Below are 15755 nucleotides of genomic sequence, written 5' to 3'. Positions count from 1 at the left end.
TGCCGCCTAGCGCCGCACGGATGTGGCGCGGAACCGGGCCACGCCGTCCTGTGTGCTGACCCGCTCGAACCCGGCCTTCTCCAGCACACGCACCGACGGCGGGTTGGCGAGTTCGACATCGGCGTGCACCACGCGAACGCCGGGCGCGGTGAACGCGTGGGCGGTCAGTGCGACGGCCGCCTCGGTGGCGTAGCCGCGACCACGCCGCGACGCGACGATGCCATACCCGATCTCGAGATCGCCGTCGAGCGGCGGCCAGAACAGCCCGATCGATCCGACGACGAGCCCGCTGGCCCGCTCGACGATCAATCGGTGCCCGAACGGTCCGAGCCAGTCCGGGTGCGCGTCGAACAGCCCGGCGATGACGCGATCACCCTCGGCCGGGAAATCCGCGGCCCACGCGGCCGCGCGCCGGTCGTCGAGCACCGCGGCGGCCTCGTCGGCCGTCCACAACCGCAGGACGAGACGTTCAGTGGTCAGATCCGGGGAAACAACAAGAGACACGTGACACTCCTGGTCATCGAAGAGGACCGGTCCGCGTCAGCGCGAATCAGTGGCGCGCGGACCGGAAGAAGGCATGCGAAAGACGGCTGAGAACAGCCATATTCATCAACCTCCGCGATCCGGTTCGGCACGTGTCTCGCGCCGCGGTCAACCTAGCCGTCGTCGGCGACCCAAGGCAACCGTGTTTTCAGGTTGCGCGACTGGGCGGCGCATGTGAGACATTCAAACTCTCGATGCGCTGCACCTGGCCGCCGCGTTGGAACTCGCCGACGATCCGACCGCGGTCGTGACCTTTGACAAACGGTTCGGCGAGGCCGCGGAGGCCGCTGGATCGACCTGGGCCGCACCCAGTTGATCAGGGCTTAAGCGGCTGGGCGGCGGTGATCGCCTGGGCCAGGGTGGTGAACGCCGCCTGGTTGCCCGCGCCGGTGATCAGCACACGGGACTGGCCGAGGTCGGCGATCCACGCGGTCTCCGAGCCCTGCTCGGCGTAGACGATCCACTTCTGCGCACCGATCTGCTCGGTGCCGCTGGCGTACCGGGATCCGAGCACGAACCGGGCCAGCGCCTCCTCGGTCGCGTTGCTCTGGGTGAACCGCATGTAGGTGCCCTGCGGGGTGATGTAGCCGACGGTGCTGACCGGTCCGCCGCCGGTGCCGCCGATGGACTCGCGGCTGCCGGAGTTCGGCGTCCAGTCCGCGGGCAGAGCCGGGTTGCGGATCGGGAACGGCAGGGATCTGGCGTCGGCGGTGAGCGCGGCCTGCGCGTCGAAATGCGGGATCTTCCCCTGCGTCGGGCCGTTCGCGGCGAAACTGCACTGGCTTGCCAGGCCCGCGAACACCACGGCGATCAACACCAGCGGGATCAGCGACCAGAACAGATCCCGGTAGTCGTTCATGATGCGTGGCTTTTGGTACGACACGCTCCCAGTATCCACTCGCGCCGCGACGCTCACCCGTGCACCCCGATCACCCGGAGATCACCCGGACCAGGGGTGTACGACCGTGCCACACCGAATGAGACAATTGACCGGCACGTACCGACGCACAGGAGGCACCCCGCAATGACGGCAACTTCCCCCAGCCCCAGCCGCCGCGAGGCGCCCGACCGTAACCTCGCACTCGAGCTGGTCCGCGTGACCGAGGCAGGGGCGATGGCCGCGGGCCGGTGGGTCGGACGCGGCGACAAGGAGGGGGGCGACGGGGCCGCCGTCGACGCCATGCGGCAGCTGGTCAGCTCGGTGTCCATGCGCGGCATCGTCGTGATCGGCGAGGGCGAGAAGGACGAGGCGCCGATGCTGTACAACGGCGAAGCCGTCGGCGACGGCACCGGCCCGGAAGTGGACTTCGCGGTGGACCCGATCGACGGCACCACGCTGATGTCCAAGGGCGTGCCGGGCGCCATCTCCGTGCTGGCGGTCGCCGAGCGCGGCGCGATGTTCGACCCGTCGGCGGTGTTCTACATGCACAAGATCGCCGTCGGCCCCGACGCCGCCGATGTGATCGATATCTCGGCCCCGATCGGCGAGAACATCCGCCGGGTCGCCAAGGCCAAGAACTCCTCCAAGTCCGACCTGACCGTCTGCATCCTGGACCGTCCACGGCACGCGGAGCTGATCCAGCAGGTGCGCGACGCGGGTGCCCGCATCCGACTGATCTCCGACGGCGACGTGGCTGGCGCGATCGCAGCCGCCCGCCCGGACTCCGGCACCGACATCCTGGTCGGCATCGGCGGCACGCCCGAGGGCATCATCGCCGCCGCCGCGATGCGGTGTATGGGCGGTGAGCTGCAGGGCATGCTCGCCCCGAAGGACGACGAGGAACGGCAGAAGGCGCTCGACGCAGGCCACGACCTCGACCGCGTGCTCACCACCGAAGACCTGGTCGCCGGCGACAACGTCTTCTTCTGCGCCACCGGCGTCACCGACGGCGACCTACTCCGCGGCGTGCGCTACTTCGGCGGCGGCGCGTCGACCCACTCGATCGTCATGCGCTCGAAGTCCGGCACCGTCCGCATGATCGACGCCTACCACCGCCTGACCAAGCTGCGCGAGTACTCGTCGGTCGACTTCATCGGCGACGAGCACGCGGTCCCGCCGCTGCCGTAATTTTTTGCAGCGCCTGCGGCGCTGCGTGTTCGCGGCCCCCTTATGGCTCGTGTCGGGGTGACCGCCGCTAGCGACTTCGTCGCGGGCGCGACGGCCACTCCGGCACGAGCCGGGCCGCGAACAGCCAATGCCAGGGCTCTCTGCGCTCGAAAACCGTAGTTCGTTCGGCCGAGTGGGCGCGTATAGCCGGATCCGCCGATCTCAGCATTCGCCAAACCTTCGGAACTGCGGTGACGGGAATCGTCCGCTGGCGACTACACGCGGACGCCGCGGGCGGATCGCCAGGGACTTCTCGGGGATCCGACGGCCGCCGACCCGTGTCAGGCCGGGCAAGCGCTCGTGAGTACTCGCAGTACTGCGTTCGGTTGCATATGTCCGATCGGTGCTTGATTCGATGCCCTATTCCCGGCTCCGGCGTGCGGCGGGTGTGCGAATGACCTCAGGCGTGGCAGCCCCATCGGGGGCGGGTGCGGCATAAGGTCGGAAATATGACCGAGGAGACTCAGTACCGCATTGAGCGCGACACCATGGGTGAGGTTCGGGTTCCGGTGGATGCTTTGTGGCGGGCGCAGACCCAGCGGGCCGTGGAGAACTTCCCGATCAGCGGACGTGGCTTGGAGCGCGCGCAGATTCGCGCGCTCGGCCTGCTGAAGGCCGCGTGTGCCACGGTGAACCGCGACCTGGGTCTGCTCGATCCCGTGAAGGCCGACGCCATCATCGCGGCGGCCAACGAGATCGCGGACGGCAAGCACGACGACCAGTTCCCGATCGACGTCTTCCAAACCGGTTCCGGCACCAGCTCGAACATGAACGCCAACGAGGTGATCGCCTCGCTGGCCAAGGCGAAGGGCGTCACGGTACATCCGAACGACGACGTGAACATGTCGCAGTCGTCCAACGACACCTTCCCCACCGCAACGCATCTCGCCGCCACCGAGGCGATCATCGCGGATCTCGTGCCCGCGCTGGAGCATCTGCGACTCGCGCTGCTGGACAAGTCGACCGAGTGGCGCACCGTGGTGAAGTCCGGCCGCACTCACCTGATGGATGCCGTCCCGGTGACCTTGGGCCAGGAGTTCGGCGGTTACACCCGCCAGGTGCGGGCGGGCATCGAGCGCATCATGGCGACGCTGCCGCGGCTCGGTGAGCTGCCGATCGGCGGAACGGCTGTCGGCACCGGGCTCAACGCGCCGGAGGGTTTCGGCGCGAAGGTCGTCGCGGAGCTGGTGCGCGCTACCGACATCGACGCGTTGCGGGAGGCCGAGGACCACTTCGAGGCGCAGGCCGCGCGGGACGGTCTGGTCGAGGCCTCCGGCGCGCTGCGCACGATCGCGGTGAGCCTGACCAAGATCGCCAACGACATCCGCTGGATGGGCTCGGGCCCGCTGACCGGACTGGCCGAGATCCAGCTGCCCGATCTGCAGCCGGGCAGCTCGATCATGCCGGGCAAGGTGAATCCGGTTCTGCCCGAGGCGGTTACCCAGGTCGGTGCGCAGGTGATCGGCAACGACGCGGCGGTCGCGTTCGCCGGCGCGGGCGGCGCCTTCGAGCTGAACGTGTACATCCCGGTGATGGCGCGCAACCTGCTGGAGTCGATTCGCCTGCTGGCCAACGTCTCCCGGCTGTTCGCCGACAAATGCGTGCGCGGCCTGGTCGCCAACGTCGAGCACCTGCGCACCCTCGCCGAGTCCTCGCCCTCCATCGTCACCCCGCTGAACTCCGCGATCGGGTACGAGGAGGCGGCCGCGGTCGCCAAGGAAGCGCTGCGGGAGAAGAAGACGATTCGCCAGACCGTCATCGACCGCGGACTGCTCGACGAGAAGCTGACCGAGGAGGAACTCGACCGCCGCCTCGACGTCCTCGCCATGGCGAAGCTGAAAGACGCTCGATAAGCGGCTCGAACGTCCACGTTGTGCGAACAACGTGGACGTTCGGCCGACGCGACAACTTATTTCGTGAGCACATGGGTAACTCGCCGGGTACGCCCAAACCTGAGCGGCACCTAACGCAGGACCTGTACGCAAATCCTGCGCCCCCGACCAGTACGGCCTGAAGACCCGGAGAGGCGGAGGAGCCTGAAGACCCGGAGAGGTGGGGGAGCCTAAAGACCCGGAGAGGTGGCGAAGCGTGCGAGTTCGTCGCGCGCGCGCTCGCCGTCCGGACCGAAATCGGTGCGGGTGAAGACGTTCCACCGCTTCAGCAGCGGAGCGAAGACCAGCTCGCCCTCTTTGGCGCGGTCGTAGACGCCCGCCTCGGCGAGCACCTCGTCGCTGCTGCGGCCGTCGGGCAGGGTGACGGTGGGGACCTGGAAATCGGCGACCCGGTCCGCGATGGAGCGGATGGTCTGGTCCGGTACCAGATCGAGAGCCGCGGCGATCAGGTCGGCGAAGACGGCCGACTGCAGTTCGTCGTCCAGCGCGATCCGCTCGGCGATGGCGGTGACCAGCGGGTTCTCCTCCAGGGCCGCGATGTTGCGGTGCCGGATCGCGCTGGCGGCCTCCTCGAACGCGCAGGCGGCCAGCACATCGAGCAGGTGCAGCGCCGGACGGCGGAAGCCCTTGGTCATGTGCTCCATCCGCAGCCGCTCCAGCTCCACCGGGTCGACCGCCCTGGTGACCATGAGGTAGTTGCGGATCATGATCTCGTGACGGTTCTCCTCGGCCGTCCAGCGGCCGACCCAGCGCCACCACGCGCCGGTGCGCAGGTACTTGCCGATCTCACGGTGATACGAGGGCAGGTTGTCGGCGATCAGCACGGAGACGGTCAAGGCCAGTTTGGCGGTGTCGCTGAGCTCGGACTGGTCCGGCGCCCAGTCGGTGCCGCCGAGAAATGCGAAGTTGCGCCCGTTGTCCCACGGCACGAAGTCGTGCGGCTGCCATCCCTCGGCGGCATCGATGTGCTTGCGCAGAATCAGTTCTACGTCCACCGCGAGCGATTCGAGCAGTTCGCGATCGGTCAGGAGAGTTTGCACCGTGACAACCTAGCGGCTTGGCCCGCGAAGCGGGGATGGATGGGACGGACTGGCAACCGGAACCGCCCGGCGGTCCCGGACGCCGAGAACCGGGCTACGACTTCGGCGTGACGGTGATAGTACCGTCCACCCAGGTGATGGTGCCGCCGGTGAAATCGCTCTGCTTACCGCCGGGGATGTCCTTCTCGTCGCTGATCGGGTAGCCGAGCCTGCCGTGCGCGCCGCCGTTTTCCTCCCATGCCTTGCGGATCTCACCCCAGACGATATAGGGCTCACCCTCCTTGGCCTCGTAGATCGTGCCGCCGGCGAAGTCCTGGAATTCGCCCTCGTCGGGGCCGTCTTCCTCGGCTTGCAGGGGAAGGCCGAGCGGCCCGGTCGGGCCGCCGCTCTGGATGTACTTGTCGTAGATGTCGCCTGCGACGGTGATCTCGCCGGCCGGAGTCAGGATCCTGGTTTCCTCCGCGGCGGCGCCCGGGGTGCCCGTGGGGGTGCGGTCTGCGTTGTCCGGGGTTGTGGTGTACCCGGCGGTGGTGGTCGTCGGCGACGCGATGGTGGTCAACCAGGCGGTCGTGGTCGCAACGGTACCTGTGTCCTCATCGTCCCCGCAGCCGGCCACGACCAGCCCTGCCGCGGCGAGCACCGCGGTGAATCCCGCCGTTCGACGAGCGAAGTGGTGCATGTCCGTCCTCTCGCAAGGGGCTACCCGGCGCACCACGGGCACGGTGACGCCGCACGTAACCTCGGCCGATTGTCATACCGAACAGCTATCGCGGCGGATATTACCCGGCGAATATGCCGTGAAACGCGCACGACAAGGCTCGTCAGCGTGCCGCCCACCATTGACCGACCGACCGTCGGTCGGTAACCTCTGGCGCGGAGGTGCGTTGTGCGGCAGGTGAAGAAGCCGGAAATCCGTAAGGCCGAGATCGTGGACGCGGCACTGCGCAGCTTCGCCGAGCACGGATACGACCAGACCACGGTGGAATCCATCACCACCGCTCTCGGCGTAGCGAAGGGGTGCTTCTATCACCACTTCACCTCGAAGGAACATGTGTTCACCGAAGCGGTAGCGGCGCTGGCCGATCGGCTGTGCGCGACCTATCTCGAGATCTTGCAAGACGATTCGGCAACGCCCCGCGATCGGCTGCTTGCCTACATCGATCACGGCTACGCGCTCACCGAACACACCGCACCCGGACTGTTCACGGCGCTGCACGGAGATCGCTTCCGGGGTATGCACCACCGCGTCGTCGAGCAGGTTGCCGGCACACTGCGCCCGGTACTGGTCGCTCTGCTCGCGGAAGGGTCGGCCCTCGGGGAATTCCGCGTGCGGGCTCCCGAATTCACCGCGGTGGCGCTGCTGGGGGCTCTGCGTGAACTGCACGAGGTCTATGCCGACCGCCCCGGCCTCGACCTCGCCGTGCATCGCGACGAACTCCTGGATCTGCTGGAGCGAATGCTCGGCACCGAATTCCCAGGACGCCGAAAAATCTAGGAGAGGCCGATGACGACTCGTACAGTGGAATTCGACTCCGAGGGCACCCGATGCGCGGGCACGCTCTACCGCGCTGACGACGGCCTCTTGGAGCGCCCCTGCGTGGTGTTGTGTCCCGGGTTCGGCGGCACCCAGGACACCCCCGCACTCGTCGCCGCTGCCGCGGCATTCTCCAGCGCTGGATTCGCGGCGCTGACCTTCGACTACCGTTCCTTCGGGGCGAGCGCCGGTGAGCCACGGCAGATCGTCGACATCAAAGGCCAGCTCGCCGATATCCGCGCCGCGATCCAGTTCGCCCGCAGGCACCCCGCCGTCGACGCCGAGCGCATCGTGCTGTGGGGGACATCGCTGGGCGGCGGCCACGTCGTCACCGTGGCCGCCGACGACGAGCGGATCACCGCGGTGATCGCCCAAGTGCCGTTCAACGGTTTTCCGAAGCAGGCCGAAGGACGGTCGGCGGCGGAGACGCGCGCACTGCTACGGGCGATGGTGGCCGACTGGTTGCGCGGGGTGTTCGGACTGCCGCCGCATTACATACCCGCTGTCGGCCCCCCAGGCACGCTTGCCGTCATGACCGGCCCCGAAGCACAACGCACCATCGCGGCGATGGACAGCGCCACGTGGCGCAACACCGTCGCGCCACGAGCCCTGCTGAATATGATGCGCTACAAACCCGGCGACCACGCACCCCGACTGCGGATGCCGCTGCTGGTGTGCATCGCGCAGAACGACCGGGAAACCGTCGCGGCCGACACGACCGAACTCGCCCGCCGCGCACCGCACGGCGAACTGCGCACCTATCCGTTCTCGCACTTCGAGATCTACCACCCGGCCAACCGCGATGCCGTTGTGGCCGACCAGGTCGCTTTCCTCGAACGCATCCTCGCTCCGGCCTGACCTCCGGCCGTCGCGCATGTCCTCCGGGTCCGCCAGGAGGACATGCGCGACGGGAGAACCTGGTCAGGCGTTCGGGCCGTACTCCTCCAGCATCTCGGTGACCAGTGCCGCGATCGGCGACCGTTCACTGCGGGTCAGGGTGATGTGCGCGAAAAGCGGGTGGCCTTTCAGCTTCTCGACCACCGCGGCGACTCCGTCGTGCCTGCCGACGCGGAGATTGTCGCGCTGGGCCACGTCGTGGGTGAGCACCACCCGCGACCCGGTTCCGAGCCGGCTGAGCACCGTGAGCAGCACATTCCGCTCCAGGGACTGGGCTTCGTCCACGATCACGAAGGAATCGTGCAGCGATCGTCCGCGAATGTGGGTCAGCGGCAACACCTCCAGCATGTCGCGGCTGAGCACCTCCTCCATCACCTCGCGGCTGGCCAGCCCGTCGAGCGTGTCGAAGACCGCCTGCGCCCACGGGCCCATCTTCTCGCTCTCGGTGCCGGGCAGGTAACCGAGTTCCTGGCCGCCGACCGCGTACAGCGGACGGAAGACCACCACCTTGCGCTGGGTGCGCCGCTCCAGCACCGCTTCCAGACCCGCGGTCAACGCGAGCGCGGATTTGCCGGTGCCGGCCCGGCCACCGAGCGAGACGATGCCGACGCTCTCGTCCAGCAGCAGGTCGAGCGCGATGCGCTGCTCGGCGGAGCGACCGTGCAACCCGAACGCCTCGCGCTCGCGCACCAATTGCACCCGCTTGTCCGGAGTGACCCGGCCGAGGGCACTGGAGCTGGACCCGAGCAGCCGGATACCGGTGTGACAGGGCAGTTCCCGCGCTTCGTCGAGATCGATGACCGACTCGGCGTAGAGCTGATCGATCCGCGACGAGCTGACGTCCAGCTCCACCATGCCGGTCCAGCCGGAGGTGACCACGTCCTGGGCGTGGTATTCGTCGGCGTGCAAACCCACCGCACTGGCCTTGACCCGCAGCGGAATGTCCTTGGACACCAGCACCACTTCGCGGCCCTCGGCCGCGAGGTTGAGCGCGCAGGCCAGGATCCGGGAGTCGTTGGTGTCGGTGCGGAACCCGACCGGAAGGACCGCGGGATCGGTGTGGTTCAGTTCCACCTGCAACGTTCCGCCCTCGGTGCCGATCGGCACCTGCTGATCCAGCCTGCCGTACTGCAGGCGCAGATCGTCCAGGTTGCGCAGTGCTTCCCGCGCGAACCAGCCCAGCTCGTGATGGTGCCTTTTTGCTTCGAGTTCACTGATCACCACCAGAGGTAACACCACGTCGTGTTCGCCGAACCTGGTGAAGGACCAAGGATCCGACAGCAGGACGGACGTGTCGATGACGAAGGTTTTGCCGAGTAATTGCGAGGGGCGGGCCCCCTTCGCGGCGGCTCCGCCTTTCGCGGAGCGGGAGTTCGCCGAGGGAGCGGAAACGGAGCGTGCAGCAGTCACGGTGGGCTCCTAAGTGTTCGTGCGGCACTCGCACGAACGATCGCGCTGGACCGGTCCGTCCTGATGGACCCGACGTTGCCGTCAGGTGCCACGAGGGCCGGGTGCCGGCCCCCTCGTACTGAGTAGCTCAGTCACGGCCAGGACCTCCCGTACGAGCCACACCGCCGCGGCCCGCACACCCGACGCTACCTGCGAACCCCACTTCCGCGCTCAGGGACGGAGAGGCATGTCCGTGAATTTGTCGTAAACCGCAGCGTCGCGGGCGCTCGACGCAGCAGGTCGAGCAGTACCGCGACATGGCTGTGCGCCGGATCCTGTACGGCGGTGAGCAAGGTGACCGGACCTTCGGCGGCCAGGGCGCGTAATTCCCGCAAATCTTGCTGAGCCTGTGTCGTGGCGAGAGACGCCACGCGGTCGCTGTCGCCGGGTCGGACGGATAGAGTCGCTGGTATGTCCGGTAACGAGGATTTGGAGAAGCTGTCGTCGAAGGAGTTGCACGACCGAGCGATGAAGCTGGCCGTGCGGCGCGGTGATGTGAAGTTCCTCTGGCGGCTGCTCACCTCGATCCCGGCCGCGGAGGCCGCCGCGGGCAATGTCGGCGAGAGCGAGGCGGACATCAAATATGTGCTGCCCATGATCGACGACTACATCCGCGGGGGCGACACCGCGGTCGCCGAGGTGTTGCGGCCGGTCTACCTGGAGTACCTGACCCAGCACTCGTCCTGAGTCCGGGTCAGCCGCGCTGGGTACCACGCGCCAGTGCCGCACGCCAGAGGCCGGCGGCCGTGCCGCGGAGGAAGTTCTCCCAGCTGAAGTGGTCGTGCCACAGGATGATTCGGCCGTCGCGCAGCTCGAACGTGCCCGCCACCCAGAACCCGATGCGCACCGGCCCGAAGCGCAGGTAGTCGGTGCGGTCGGTGAGCACGATGTCGCCGTCGGCGGCGATGTGGTGCATATCGACGCCGAATCCGAGCCAGCCGCGGCGCAGGCCGCGCAGTACGCCGCCGACCCGGCGGACGCCTTTCACATCGGGCAGCGAGGTGTTCTTCCAGACGATGTCCCGGTGCAGCAGGTCGATCGCCTCCTCGGAAGCGCCCAGTTCCAGCGCGGCGAAGAACTCCCGCACCGTGGTGATCGAGTCCTGTTTCAGATCGGGTTCGTCGGTCATGGCCCGAGCCTAAGCCGCACCGGTCAGCGGCGGCGCGCGATGAGCACGGCAAGTCCGTCGAGGATGCGCCCGATGCCGAACTTCAGTGCGCCTTCCCCGCCCGCGGCCGCGCCCTCCTCGGCGAACGCGGCGGCCGACTCCGGGTAGCGATCGGCCGCGGCGGCGACCAGGTCGGCGAACTGCCCCGCGATCTGTTTCTCGAGCGCCTCGGCGTCCATCACGCGCACCTGCTGCACCAGACTGCGCGCGTGGCCGGTCAGCAGGACGATGGTGTCCAGGCGTTCGGCGTTGGTGAGTCCGGTCCCGGCGATGGCGCCGAGTGCTGATTCCATCCAGCCCATCTCGTTCGGGCCGATCGGCCGCACCCCCACCGACACCTCCAGTGACCAGGGGTGTTCGCGGAAGCGATGGTAGAGCGTCTCGCACCATAAGCCCAGTTGGCCGCGCCAAGGCTCCGCGGCAGACGCCGACTCGGCCGCCGCCATCTCCGGGGGCGCACCGAGGGCGGCGTCCAACATCAGCGCGACGAGTTCGGCCTTGCCCGGCACGTAGCGGTACAGCGACATCTTGGTGAAGCCCAAGCGCTCGGCCAGTCGCTGCATCGACAGGTTGGCCAAGCCCTCGGCGTCGGCGAGCGCGATCGCCTCCGCGACGATCCGCTCCAGCGACAGCGCGGGTTTCGGCCCGCGCTTGGGGCGCTGCTGGGTGCCCCAGAGCAGTTCGAGGGCGGTCGGTGTCGGCATGACCGAATCCTTCCGGAGAACGCCTTGACGTGAAACTGTGTCTACCATACGCTAATTTGCGTCCAGCGGAAACAGATTCCATAGGACGCAGATTCTCCAGGAGACTCCCATGCGCAACACCACCGTCCTCATTTCCGGCGCCGGCATCGCCGGGCCTGCACTGGCCTACTGGCTGCATCGCTACGGATTCGCCGTCACCGTCGTAGAGCGCGCTCCCGCCTTGCGTCCCGGCGGGCAGGCTGTCGACTTCAAGGGCCGCGCCCACCGCACCGTCCTGGAGCGAATGGGCATCCTGGACGACGTCGAGGAACGCAGGACCGGCACCACCGACATCGTGTTCGTCGACGAACGCGGCACCCGGCTCGCCCTGATGTCGGGCGATTTCACCGGCGGCGACGTGGAGATCCTGCGCGGCGACCTGTCGGAGGTCATCTACCGGCGTACCGCCGACCATTGCGACTACCTGTTCGGTGATTCGATCACCGCGCTCGGCGAGACCGCGGACGGCGTGCACGTCGAGTTCGAGCGCGCCCCCGCGCGCACCTTCGATCTCGTCTTCGGAGCGGACGGCATTCATTCGCGGGTACGGGCGCTGGCTTTCGGCCCGGAGCGGGATCCCGTGAAGTACCTGGGTTACTACTACGCCGTCGCAGGCGCGAGTCCGTGGAGCACGACGACGACCGGACCGCGGGAACGGGCGACCGCCTACGCCCACAACGCTCCCGGGCGGCTCGTCATCACCGGCGGCCCGAAGGCGCAGCAGATGTACATGTTCGCCTCCCCCGAGCTCGACTACGCCCGCGACGACAGCGCCACCCAACGGCGCATTCTCACGGAGTCCTACGCCGACGTGGAATGGGAAGTGCCCCGGATGCTCGCGGAACTGGCCGACTTCGACGACGTCTACCTGGACTCCATCAGCCAGGTCCGCATGGCGGGCCGTTACACCAAGGGGCGCGTCGCGCTGGTCGGCGACTCCGCGTACGGAAACACGCTTGGCGGCTTCGGCACCGGGCTCGCCGTGGTCGGCGCGTACGTCATCGCGGGCGAATTGGCGCTGGCCGACGGCGATCACACGGTGGCCTTCGCCCGTTATGACGAGATCATGAAGCGGTATGCGAAGATCGCGGGCAACAGCAACGTCGGCCCCTTCCTCGCTCCGAAGACGGCGCTCGGCATCAGAATGCGCAACTGGTTCCTCGGATCTCGGTTGTTCGGCCTGATGGCGAAATACGGTGACAATGCCGCCAACGACATCGACCTGCGGGACTACCCCGCTCTCGTCGGCGCGCGGGATGCGAGCTGAGAACTCGTCACCCGCCTTGACATCGATCGGCCTCAGCCCGCTCGCCGGGTTGCTCGACACAGAACCGCAGTTCGCGAGGGCCACATCGCCAACACCGAGTGCTGCGGGGCATCGACCCGGGAACTCCGTTGTGTTTCGATGGAACCGGAGCGGGATGGGACGCGTCTATAAGGTCAGACAGCACTGACGGAAGGGGCGGCGATGGTGGACAGTCCGTTTCCCGGGTACATCGAGGCTGCGAAAACCGGGGCGTTGCAGGTGCGAATGGATCCGCAAGGGTTCGTCGAGATCGACCGGGCGTGCCAGGAGTTGATCGATGCGCTTGTGGCAGCGCAAACCGACGTACGAGAACTCGGTGAGCGACAGTACTGGGGGCTCGGCGAAAACAATCCGCGGTTGTCGTCCGCTATCGAGTTGGTCCGCCTGTTCCGGGAGAAGGCCTTCGGCGGGCCGAACAACGCCTTCGACACCTTGACCGACTACATCTCCATGACGCAGGAGATCCAAGCCATGTTCAAAGCCATGTGCGATGCCTACGTTCGCACCGATGCGGAATTCGCGGCGGCTATGCGGGAGCTCCACGTATGAGGCTCGGCACAGCCGCTCGGGGAACGGGTTTCGCGGTGGGAGCAGCTGGTGTCGTCTTGCTGGCCGCGTGCGGCCAGGCCACGCCTACCGACTCACCGACGTCGGCCGCTTCAGGAACTGCCGGTGCGGGGCCGAGGCCGTCCAGCGGAGCGACCTCGGAGGCGAAGTTCGATCCCTGCACCGCACTGACGCCCCAGCTTCTCGCCCAGCACCAGTGGGACGCCAAACCGCCGGAACCGAAACAAGACAGTCAAGGCGGCGTCACCTGGAAAGGGTGCCGCTACGTCGCTCGGGCCGGCTACGGCTTCGTCGTCGAGACGACCAACGGCACCCTCGATCAGGTTCGAGGAAAATATCCGGCTGCCATGAACATCTCGGCGGGCGGCCGGAAAGCCGTGCGCTATGAGGCCCGTCCGGATGTTCCCGGTGGCTGCACGGTCAACGTCGAGATGACCTCCGGCTCGCTCTACATTCTCACCAACGTGCCACAGACCTCGGCGAACAAGAACCTCGTTGCCTGCGATATCGCCACCGACATCGCCCAGACAGTCGCACCGCTGCTGCCCTCGGGCAGCTGAACATCGGGGGAAGCGCGATCATGAGACAGACCGACGGCCGAGCGATCACCAATCCGGAGAACGCCCAGAGTTTCTCGCACGCCGAGATCAAACAGGCGGCCGACGCGATGAACCCGGCCGAGCTGGGCGGTGCGTTCGACGCGTGGGCGGGTATCGCGGCGGCGGTGACGAACGCTGGGCAGGAGTTCGAAACCGCGATCAAGAAAGCGGTGGAACAGCATTGGGAGGGCGCGGCGGCGGAGAACGCGGTGCGCGCCGTACGGGACTACGTGGCGCGGGTGGGTGAATTCGGCGAGGCATTGGGCGCCCAGAACGGGCCGCTGTCGGCGGCGGCGAACGCGGCGGCGAAGTTCAAGGTGTCGGTGCCGGACGTGCTGGACACCTCCGGCAGTCCGGCCGATCCACAGCAGCGCAACTCGCGGGAAGAACAAGCCCGCGACGAGATGAATACCCAGTACATCCAGCCGTACGGGACCACCGCACCGGGCATTCCCACCCTGCCGCCACCCATCGGACCCGCCGCCGCGTCATCGGGCGTCGAGGCCGGAAGCGGCGCGGAGGCCGGTACGAGCGTCAGCCCGCAGGCGCTGTCGAACGGTACCGGCACCAGCGACACCGCTTCCTCCGAGGACACGTCCTCTTCCGAGAGCAGCGGCTCCACCGGCGGTGGCGACGCGGAAAAGAAACCCGATGGGGAAACGGCGCCAACCCCCCAGACCCTTCCCGAAACAGTTTCTGCCCCAGCCGGTTCAACCAACCCAGGACATTGGTACGTCGACGGCGTCCACCACGAGGTCGCCAGCATCCACCCTCGGCACCCCGATCGCGCCCACCACGCCACTGCCGACGACGCCCGCCACCGTCACTCCCACCTCACTCAACGCCACGCCCAGCAGGCCGGGCACTCCCGGTCCCCTCGGTCGGCCGGGTGTCACGGGAGACAACGACAACCAACCTCGACCAGGTACCTCCCGCGCCGCACCGCCCACCGCCCCCGCGGCGTCGGCGGCACCATCCGCCGTGCCGGGACGCCCCGGTGTGCCCGGCGTCTCGGGATACTCGGGCATGATCCCGCCCGGTATCCGCGGCCGGGGCGCGGACGACGACGAGCACAAATCGCCGAAGTACCTGCGCACCGAAGAGCACGCGAAAGAGTTGCTCGGCGAAGTCGAGCCGACGGTGCCGCCGGTGTTCGGAGAGCAATGATGGCGCGGTGGACACTGTCGGCCGAGCAGTTCGCCGCGGCGTGGTTCGGTACCGGCCTGGACCGTATGCCGTTCCCGTTCCGGTTCACCAGCCGCTTTCCCGGCCTGCACGAGTACCAGGCTTACCAGCAGCAGTTCCGCGCCGAGCTGGGACGTGACGACCGGCTGCCGCTGCGCACGGCGATCACCACGCTGGCCCGGCCCGATTGGCGCGTCGAACTGGTCGGTTACGACAACACCCGCGACGGCATCGAGCTGCGCGCCATCGCCTGCGGCACCCGCACCGGCTCGGGTGTGCTCGCCGAGCAATCCCCCGGGCCGGACGGTGGTCGAGTCCGGTTGCGCCGCTGTCGAACCGACCAGCTCGCCACCGAACTGGTGCGCCTGCTGCCGGACACCCCGGCCGGCACAGCCGGTGAGAAGAGCTTTCTGCTCGATGATCTCAACGACGATCGGCCCGATCTGCTCGGCAGCGCGCCCGCCAGTCAGGTCAAGGAACGCTACCGGCGTTTCTGGCGCCAGTCGTGCACCACGCGTGGCACCGCCGTCGTGCTGCTCGGCCCGCGCAACGCGGAACCGTTGCGCACCGGCCGCCTGCGCTGGATCGACACGCCCGACGGCCGCTACTGCGAGGTTCCGGCCAACCGCGCGCTGATGATCCGCCCCGGTACCAGCGGGGATATCGCCCGCTACCTGGACGAGGCGATCGTGCGCGCCAAAGCCCGCATCGATCGGTAGTTCCGG

17 protein-coding genes are annotated in these 15755 nt (G+C 67.9%); 9 read left to right on the top strand and 8 right to left on the bottom strand.

The features are described 5' to 3' along the window. Nucleotides 1-6: 6 nt before the first annotated feature. Together ACWPXK_RS07770 and ACWPXK_RS07765 are read right to left on the bottom strand one after the other, a co-directional pair. On the bottom strand, nucleotides 7-504 hold the full coding sequence (locus ACWPXK_RS07770) for a GNAT family N-acetyltransferase (protein ID WP_454195285.1): 498 nt from the start codon (nucleotides 502-504) through the stop codon (nucleotides 7-9). 355 nt (nucleotides 505-859) lie between these two features. After that, complete coding sequence (locus ACWPXK_RS07765) at nucleotides 860-1426, bottom strand: DUF4245 domain-containing protein (protein WP_454195284.1); 567 nt, start codon at nucleotides 1424-1426, stop codon at nucleotides 860-862. A 141-nt stretch (nucleotides 1427-1567) separates the two neighbouring features. Between ACWPXK_RS07765 and glpX the strand changes: the two genes are divergently transcribed. Both glpX and ACWPXK_RS07755 read left to right on the top strand, forming a co-directional pair. Beyond that, entirely contained in the window at nucleotides 1568-2611 is a 1044-nt protein-coding gene (gene glpX / locus ACWPXK_RS07760) for a class II fructose-bisphosphatase (protein WP_454195283.1), read from the top strand. Between the two features lie 488 nt (nucleotides 2612-3099). Continuing rightward, nucleotides 3100-4503, top strand: coding sequence for a class II fumarate hydratase (locus ACWPXK_RS07755; protein WP_454195282.1), 1404 nt, complete (start codon nucleotides 3100-3102; stop codon nucleotides 4501-4503). Between the two features lie 209 nt (nucleotides 4504-4712). Here the strand turns inward: ACWPXK_RS07755 and ACWPXK_RS07750 are convergent, their stop codons facing one another. Both ACWPXK_RS07750 and ACWPXK_RS07745 read right to left on the bottom strand, forming a co-directional pair. Continuing rightward, nucleotides 4713-5582, bottom strand: a complete 870-nt coding sequence (locus ACWPXK_RS07750) for an acyl-ACP desaturase (protein ID WP_454195281.1) — start codon at nucleotides 5580-5582, stop codon at nucleotides 4713-4715. Between the two features lie 94 nt (nucleotides 5583-5676). Beyond that, nucleotides 5677-6261 (bottom strand): LGFP repeat-containing protein, encoded by a 585-nt coding sequence (locus ACWPXK_RS07745; RefSeq protein ID WP_454195280.1) that lies wholly within the window; start codon nucleotides 6259-6261, stop codon nucleotides 5677-5679. 207 nt (nucleotides 6262-6468) lie between these two features. Between ACWPXK_RS07745 and ACWPXK_RS07740 the strand changes: the two genes are divergently transcribed. Then, complete coding sequence (locus ACWPXK_RS07740) at nucleotides 6469-7077, top strand: TetR/AcrR family transcriptional regulator (protein ID WP_454195279.1); 609 nt, start codon at nucleotides 6469-6471, stop codon at nucleotides 7075-7077. Nucleotides 7078-7086: 9 nt separating this feature from the next. Beyond that, on the top strand, nucleotides 7087-7974 hold the full coding sequence (locus tag ACWPXK_RS07735) for an alpha/beta hydrolase (RefSeq protein WP_454195278.1): 888 nt from the start codon (nucleotides 7087-7089) through the stop codon (nucleotides 7972-7974). Between the two features lie 63 nt (nucleotides 7975-8037). Here ACWPXK_RS07735 and ACWPXK_RS07730 read toward each other — a convergent pair whose 3' ends face one another. Both ACWPXK_RS07730 and ACWPXK_RS07725 read right to left on the bottom strand, forming a co-directional pair. Beyond that, on the bottom strand, nucleotides 8038-9423 hold the full coding sequence (locus tag ACWPXK_RS07730) for a PhoH family protein (protein WP_454195277.1): 1386 nt from the start codon (nucleotides 9421-9423) through the stop codon (nucleotides 8038-8040). A 185-nt stretch (nucleotides 9424-9608) separates the two neighbouring features. Continuing rightward, nucleotides 9609-9833, bottom strand: coding sequence for a DUF488 family protein (locus tag ACWPXK_RS07725; protein ID WP_454195276.1), 225 nt, complete (start codon nucleotides 9831-9833; stop codon nucleotides 9609-9611). A gap of 40 nt (nucleotides 9834-9873) precedes the next feature. Between ACWPXK_RS07725 and ACWPXK_RS07720 the strand changes: the two genes are divergently transcribed. After that, on the top strand, nucleotides 9874-10149 hold the full coding sequence (locus ACWPXK_RS07720) for a hypothetical protein (protein WP_454195275.1): 276 nt from the start codon (nucleotides 9874-9876) through the stop codon (nucleotides 10147-10149). A gap of 7 nt (nucleotides 10150-10156) precedes the next feature. On the opposite strand, the gene ACWPXK_RS07715 is transcribed toward ACWPXK_RS07720, so the two are convergent. Together ACWPXK_RS07715 and ACWPXK_RS07710 are read right to left on the bottom strand one after the other, a co-directional pair. Continuing rightward, nucleotides 10157-10591, bottom strand: a complete 435-nt coding sequence (locus tag ACWPXK_RS07715; RefSeq protein WP_454195274.1) for a limonene-1,2-epoxide hydrolase family protein — start codon at nucleotides 10589-10591, stop codon at nucleotides 10157-10159. A 23-nt stretch (nucleotides 10592-10614) separates the two neighbouring features. Then, on the bottom strand, nucleotides 10615-11334 hold the full coding sequence (locus ACWPXK_RS07710; RefSeq protein WP_454195273.1) for a TetR/AcrR family transcriptional regulator: 720 nt from the start codon (nucleotides 11332-11334) through the stop codon (nucleotides 10615-10617). Nucleotides 11335-11443: 109 nt separating this feature from the next. Here ACWPXK_RS07710 and ACWPXK_RS07705 point away from each other — a divergent pair, with 109 nt between their 5' ends. The 4 genes from ACWPXK_RS07705 to ACWPXK_RS07690 all read left to right on the top strand — a co-directional run bounded on the left by ACWPXK_RS07705 (nucleotide 11444) and on the right by ACWPXK_RS07690 (nucleotide 15749). Next, on the top strand, nucleotides 11444-12640 hold the full coding sequence (locus tag ACWPXK_RS07705; protein WP_454195272.1) for an FAD-dependent monooxygenase: 1197 nt from the start codon (nucleotides 11444-11446) through the stop codon (nucleotides 12638-12640). Nucleotides 12641-12841: 201 nt separating this feature from the next. Then, nucleotides 12842-13228: a hypothetical protein gene (locus ACWPXK_RS07700; RefSeq protein ID WP_454195271.1), complete on the top strand. Its 387-nt coding sequence runs from the start codon at nucleotides 12842-12844 to the stop codon at nucleotides 13226-13228. Beyond that, complete coding sequence (locus tag ACWPXK_RS07695) at nucleotides 13225-13806, top strand: DUF3558 domain-containing protein (protein WP_454195270.1); 582 nt, start codon at nucleotides 13225-13227, stop codon at nucleotides 13804-13806. Before ACWPXK_RS07700 ends, ACWPXK_RS07695 begins: the two co-directional genes overlap by 4 nt. 20 nt (nucleotides 13807-13826) lie before the next feature. Beyond that, on the top strand, nucleotides 13827-15749 hold the full coding sequence (locus ACWPXK_RS07690; RefSeq protein WP_454195269.1) for an ESX secretion-associated protein EspG: 1923 nt from the start codon (nucleotides 13827-13829) through the stop codon (nucleotides 15747-15749). The last annotated feature ends 6 nt before the right edge of the window (nucleotides 15750-15755 follow it).

The organism is Nocardia sp. Marseille-Q1738, from assembly GCF_965283145.1.
This window is presented reverse-complemented; position numbering and strand designations above follow the sequence as displayed.

Bases quoted from the DNA above. Each gene is read 5' to 3' on its own strand.
- ACWPXK_RS07710 (WP_454195273.1), bottom strand. From the start codon at position 11,334: ATGCCGACACCGACCGCCCTCGAACTGCTCTGGGGCACCCAGCAGCGC.
- ACWPXK_RS07755 (WP_454195282.1), top strand. From the start codon at position 3,100: ATGACCGAGGAGACTCAGTACCGCATTGAGCGCGACACCATGGGTGAG.
- ACWPXK_RS07715 (WP_454195274.1), bottom strand. From the start codon at position 10,591: ATGACCGACGAACCCGATCTGAAACAGGACTCGATCACCACGGTGCGG.
- ACWPXK_RS07735 (WP_454195278.1), top strand. From the start codon at position 7,087: ATGACGACTCGTACAGTGGAATTCGACTCCGAGGGCACCCGATGCGCG.
- ACWPXK_RS07745 (WP_454195280.1), bottom strand. From the start codon at position 6,261: ATGCACCACTTCGCTCGTCGAACGGCGGGATTCACCGCGGTGCTCGCC.
- ACWPXK_RS07695 (WP_454195270.1), top strand. From the start codon at position 13,225: ATGAGGCTCGGCACAGCCGCTCGGGGAACGGGTTTCGCGGTGGGAGCA.
- ACWPXK_RS07720 (WP_454195275.1), top strand. From the start codon at position 9,874: ATGTCCGGTAACGAGGATTTGGAGAAGCTGTCGTCGAAGGAGTTGCAC.
- ACWPXK_RS07705 (WP_454195272.1), top strand. From the start codon at position 11,444: ATGCGCAACACCACCGTCCTCATTTCCGGCGCCGGCATCGCCGGGCCT.
- glpX (WP_454195283.1), top strand. From the start codon at position 1,568: ATGACGGCAACTTCCCCCAGCCCCAGCCGCCGCGAGGCGCCCGACCGT.
- ACWPXK_RS07690 (WP_454195269.1), top strand. From the start codon at position 13,827: ATGAGACAGACCGACGGCCGAGCGATCACCAATCCGGAGAACGCCCAG.
- ACWPXK_RS07700 (WP_454195271.1), top strand. From the start codon at position 12,842: ATGGTGGACAGTCCGTTTCCCGGGTACATCGAGGCTGCGAAAACCGGG.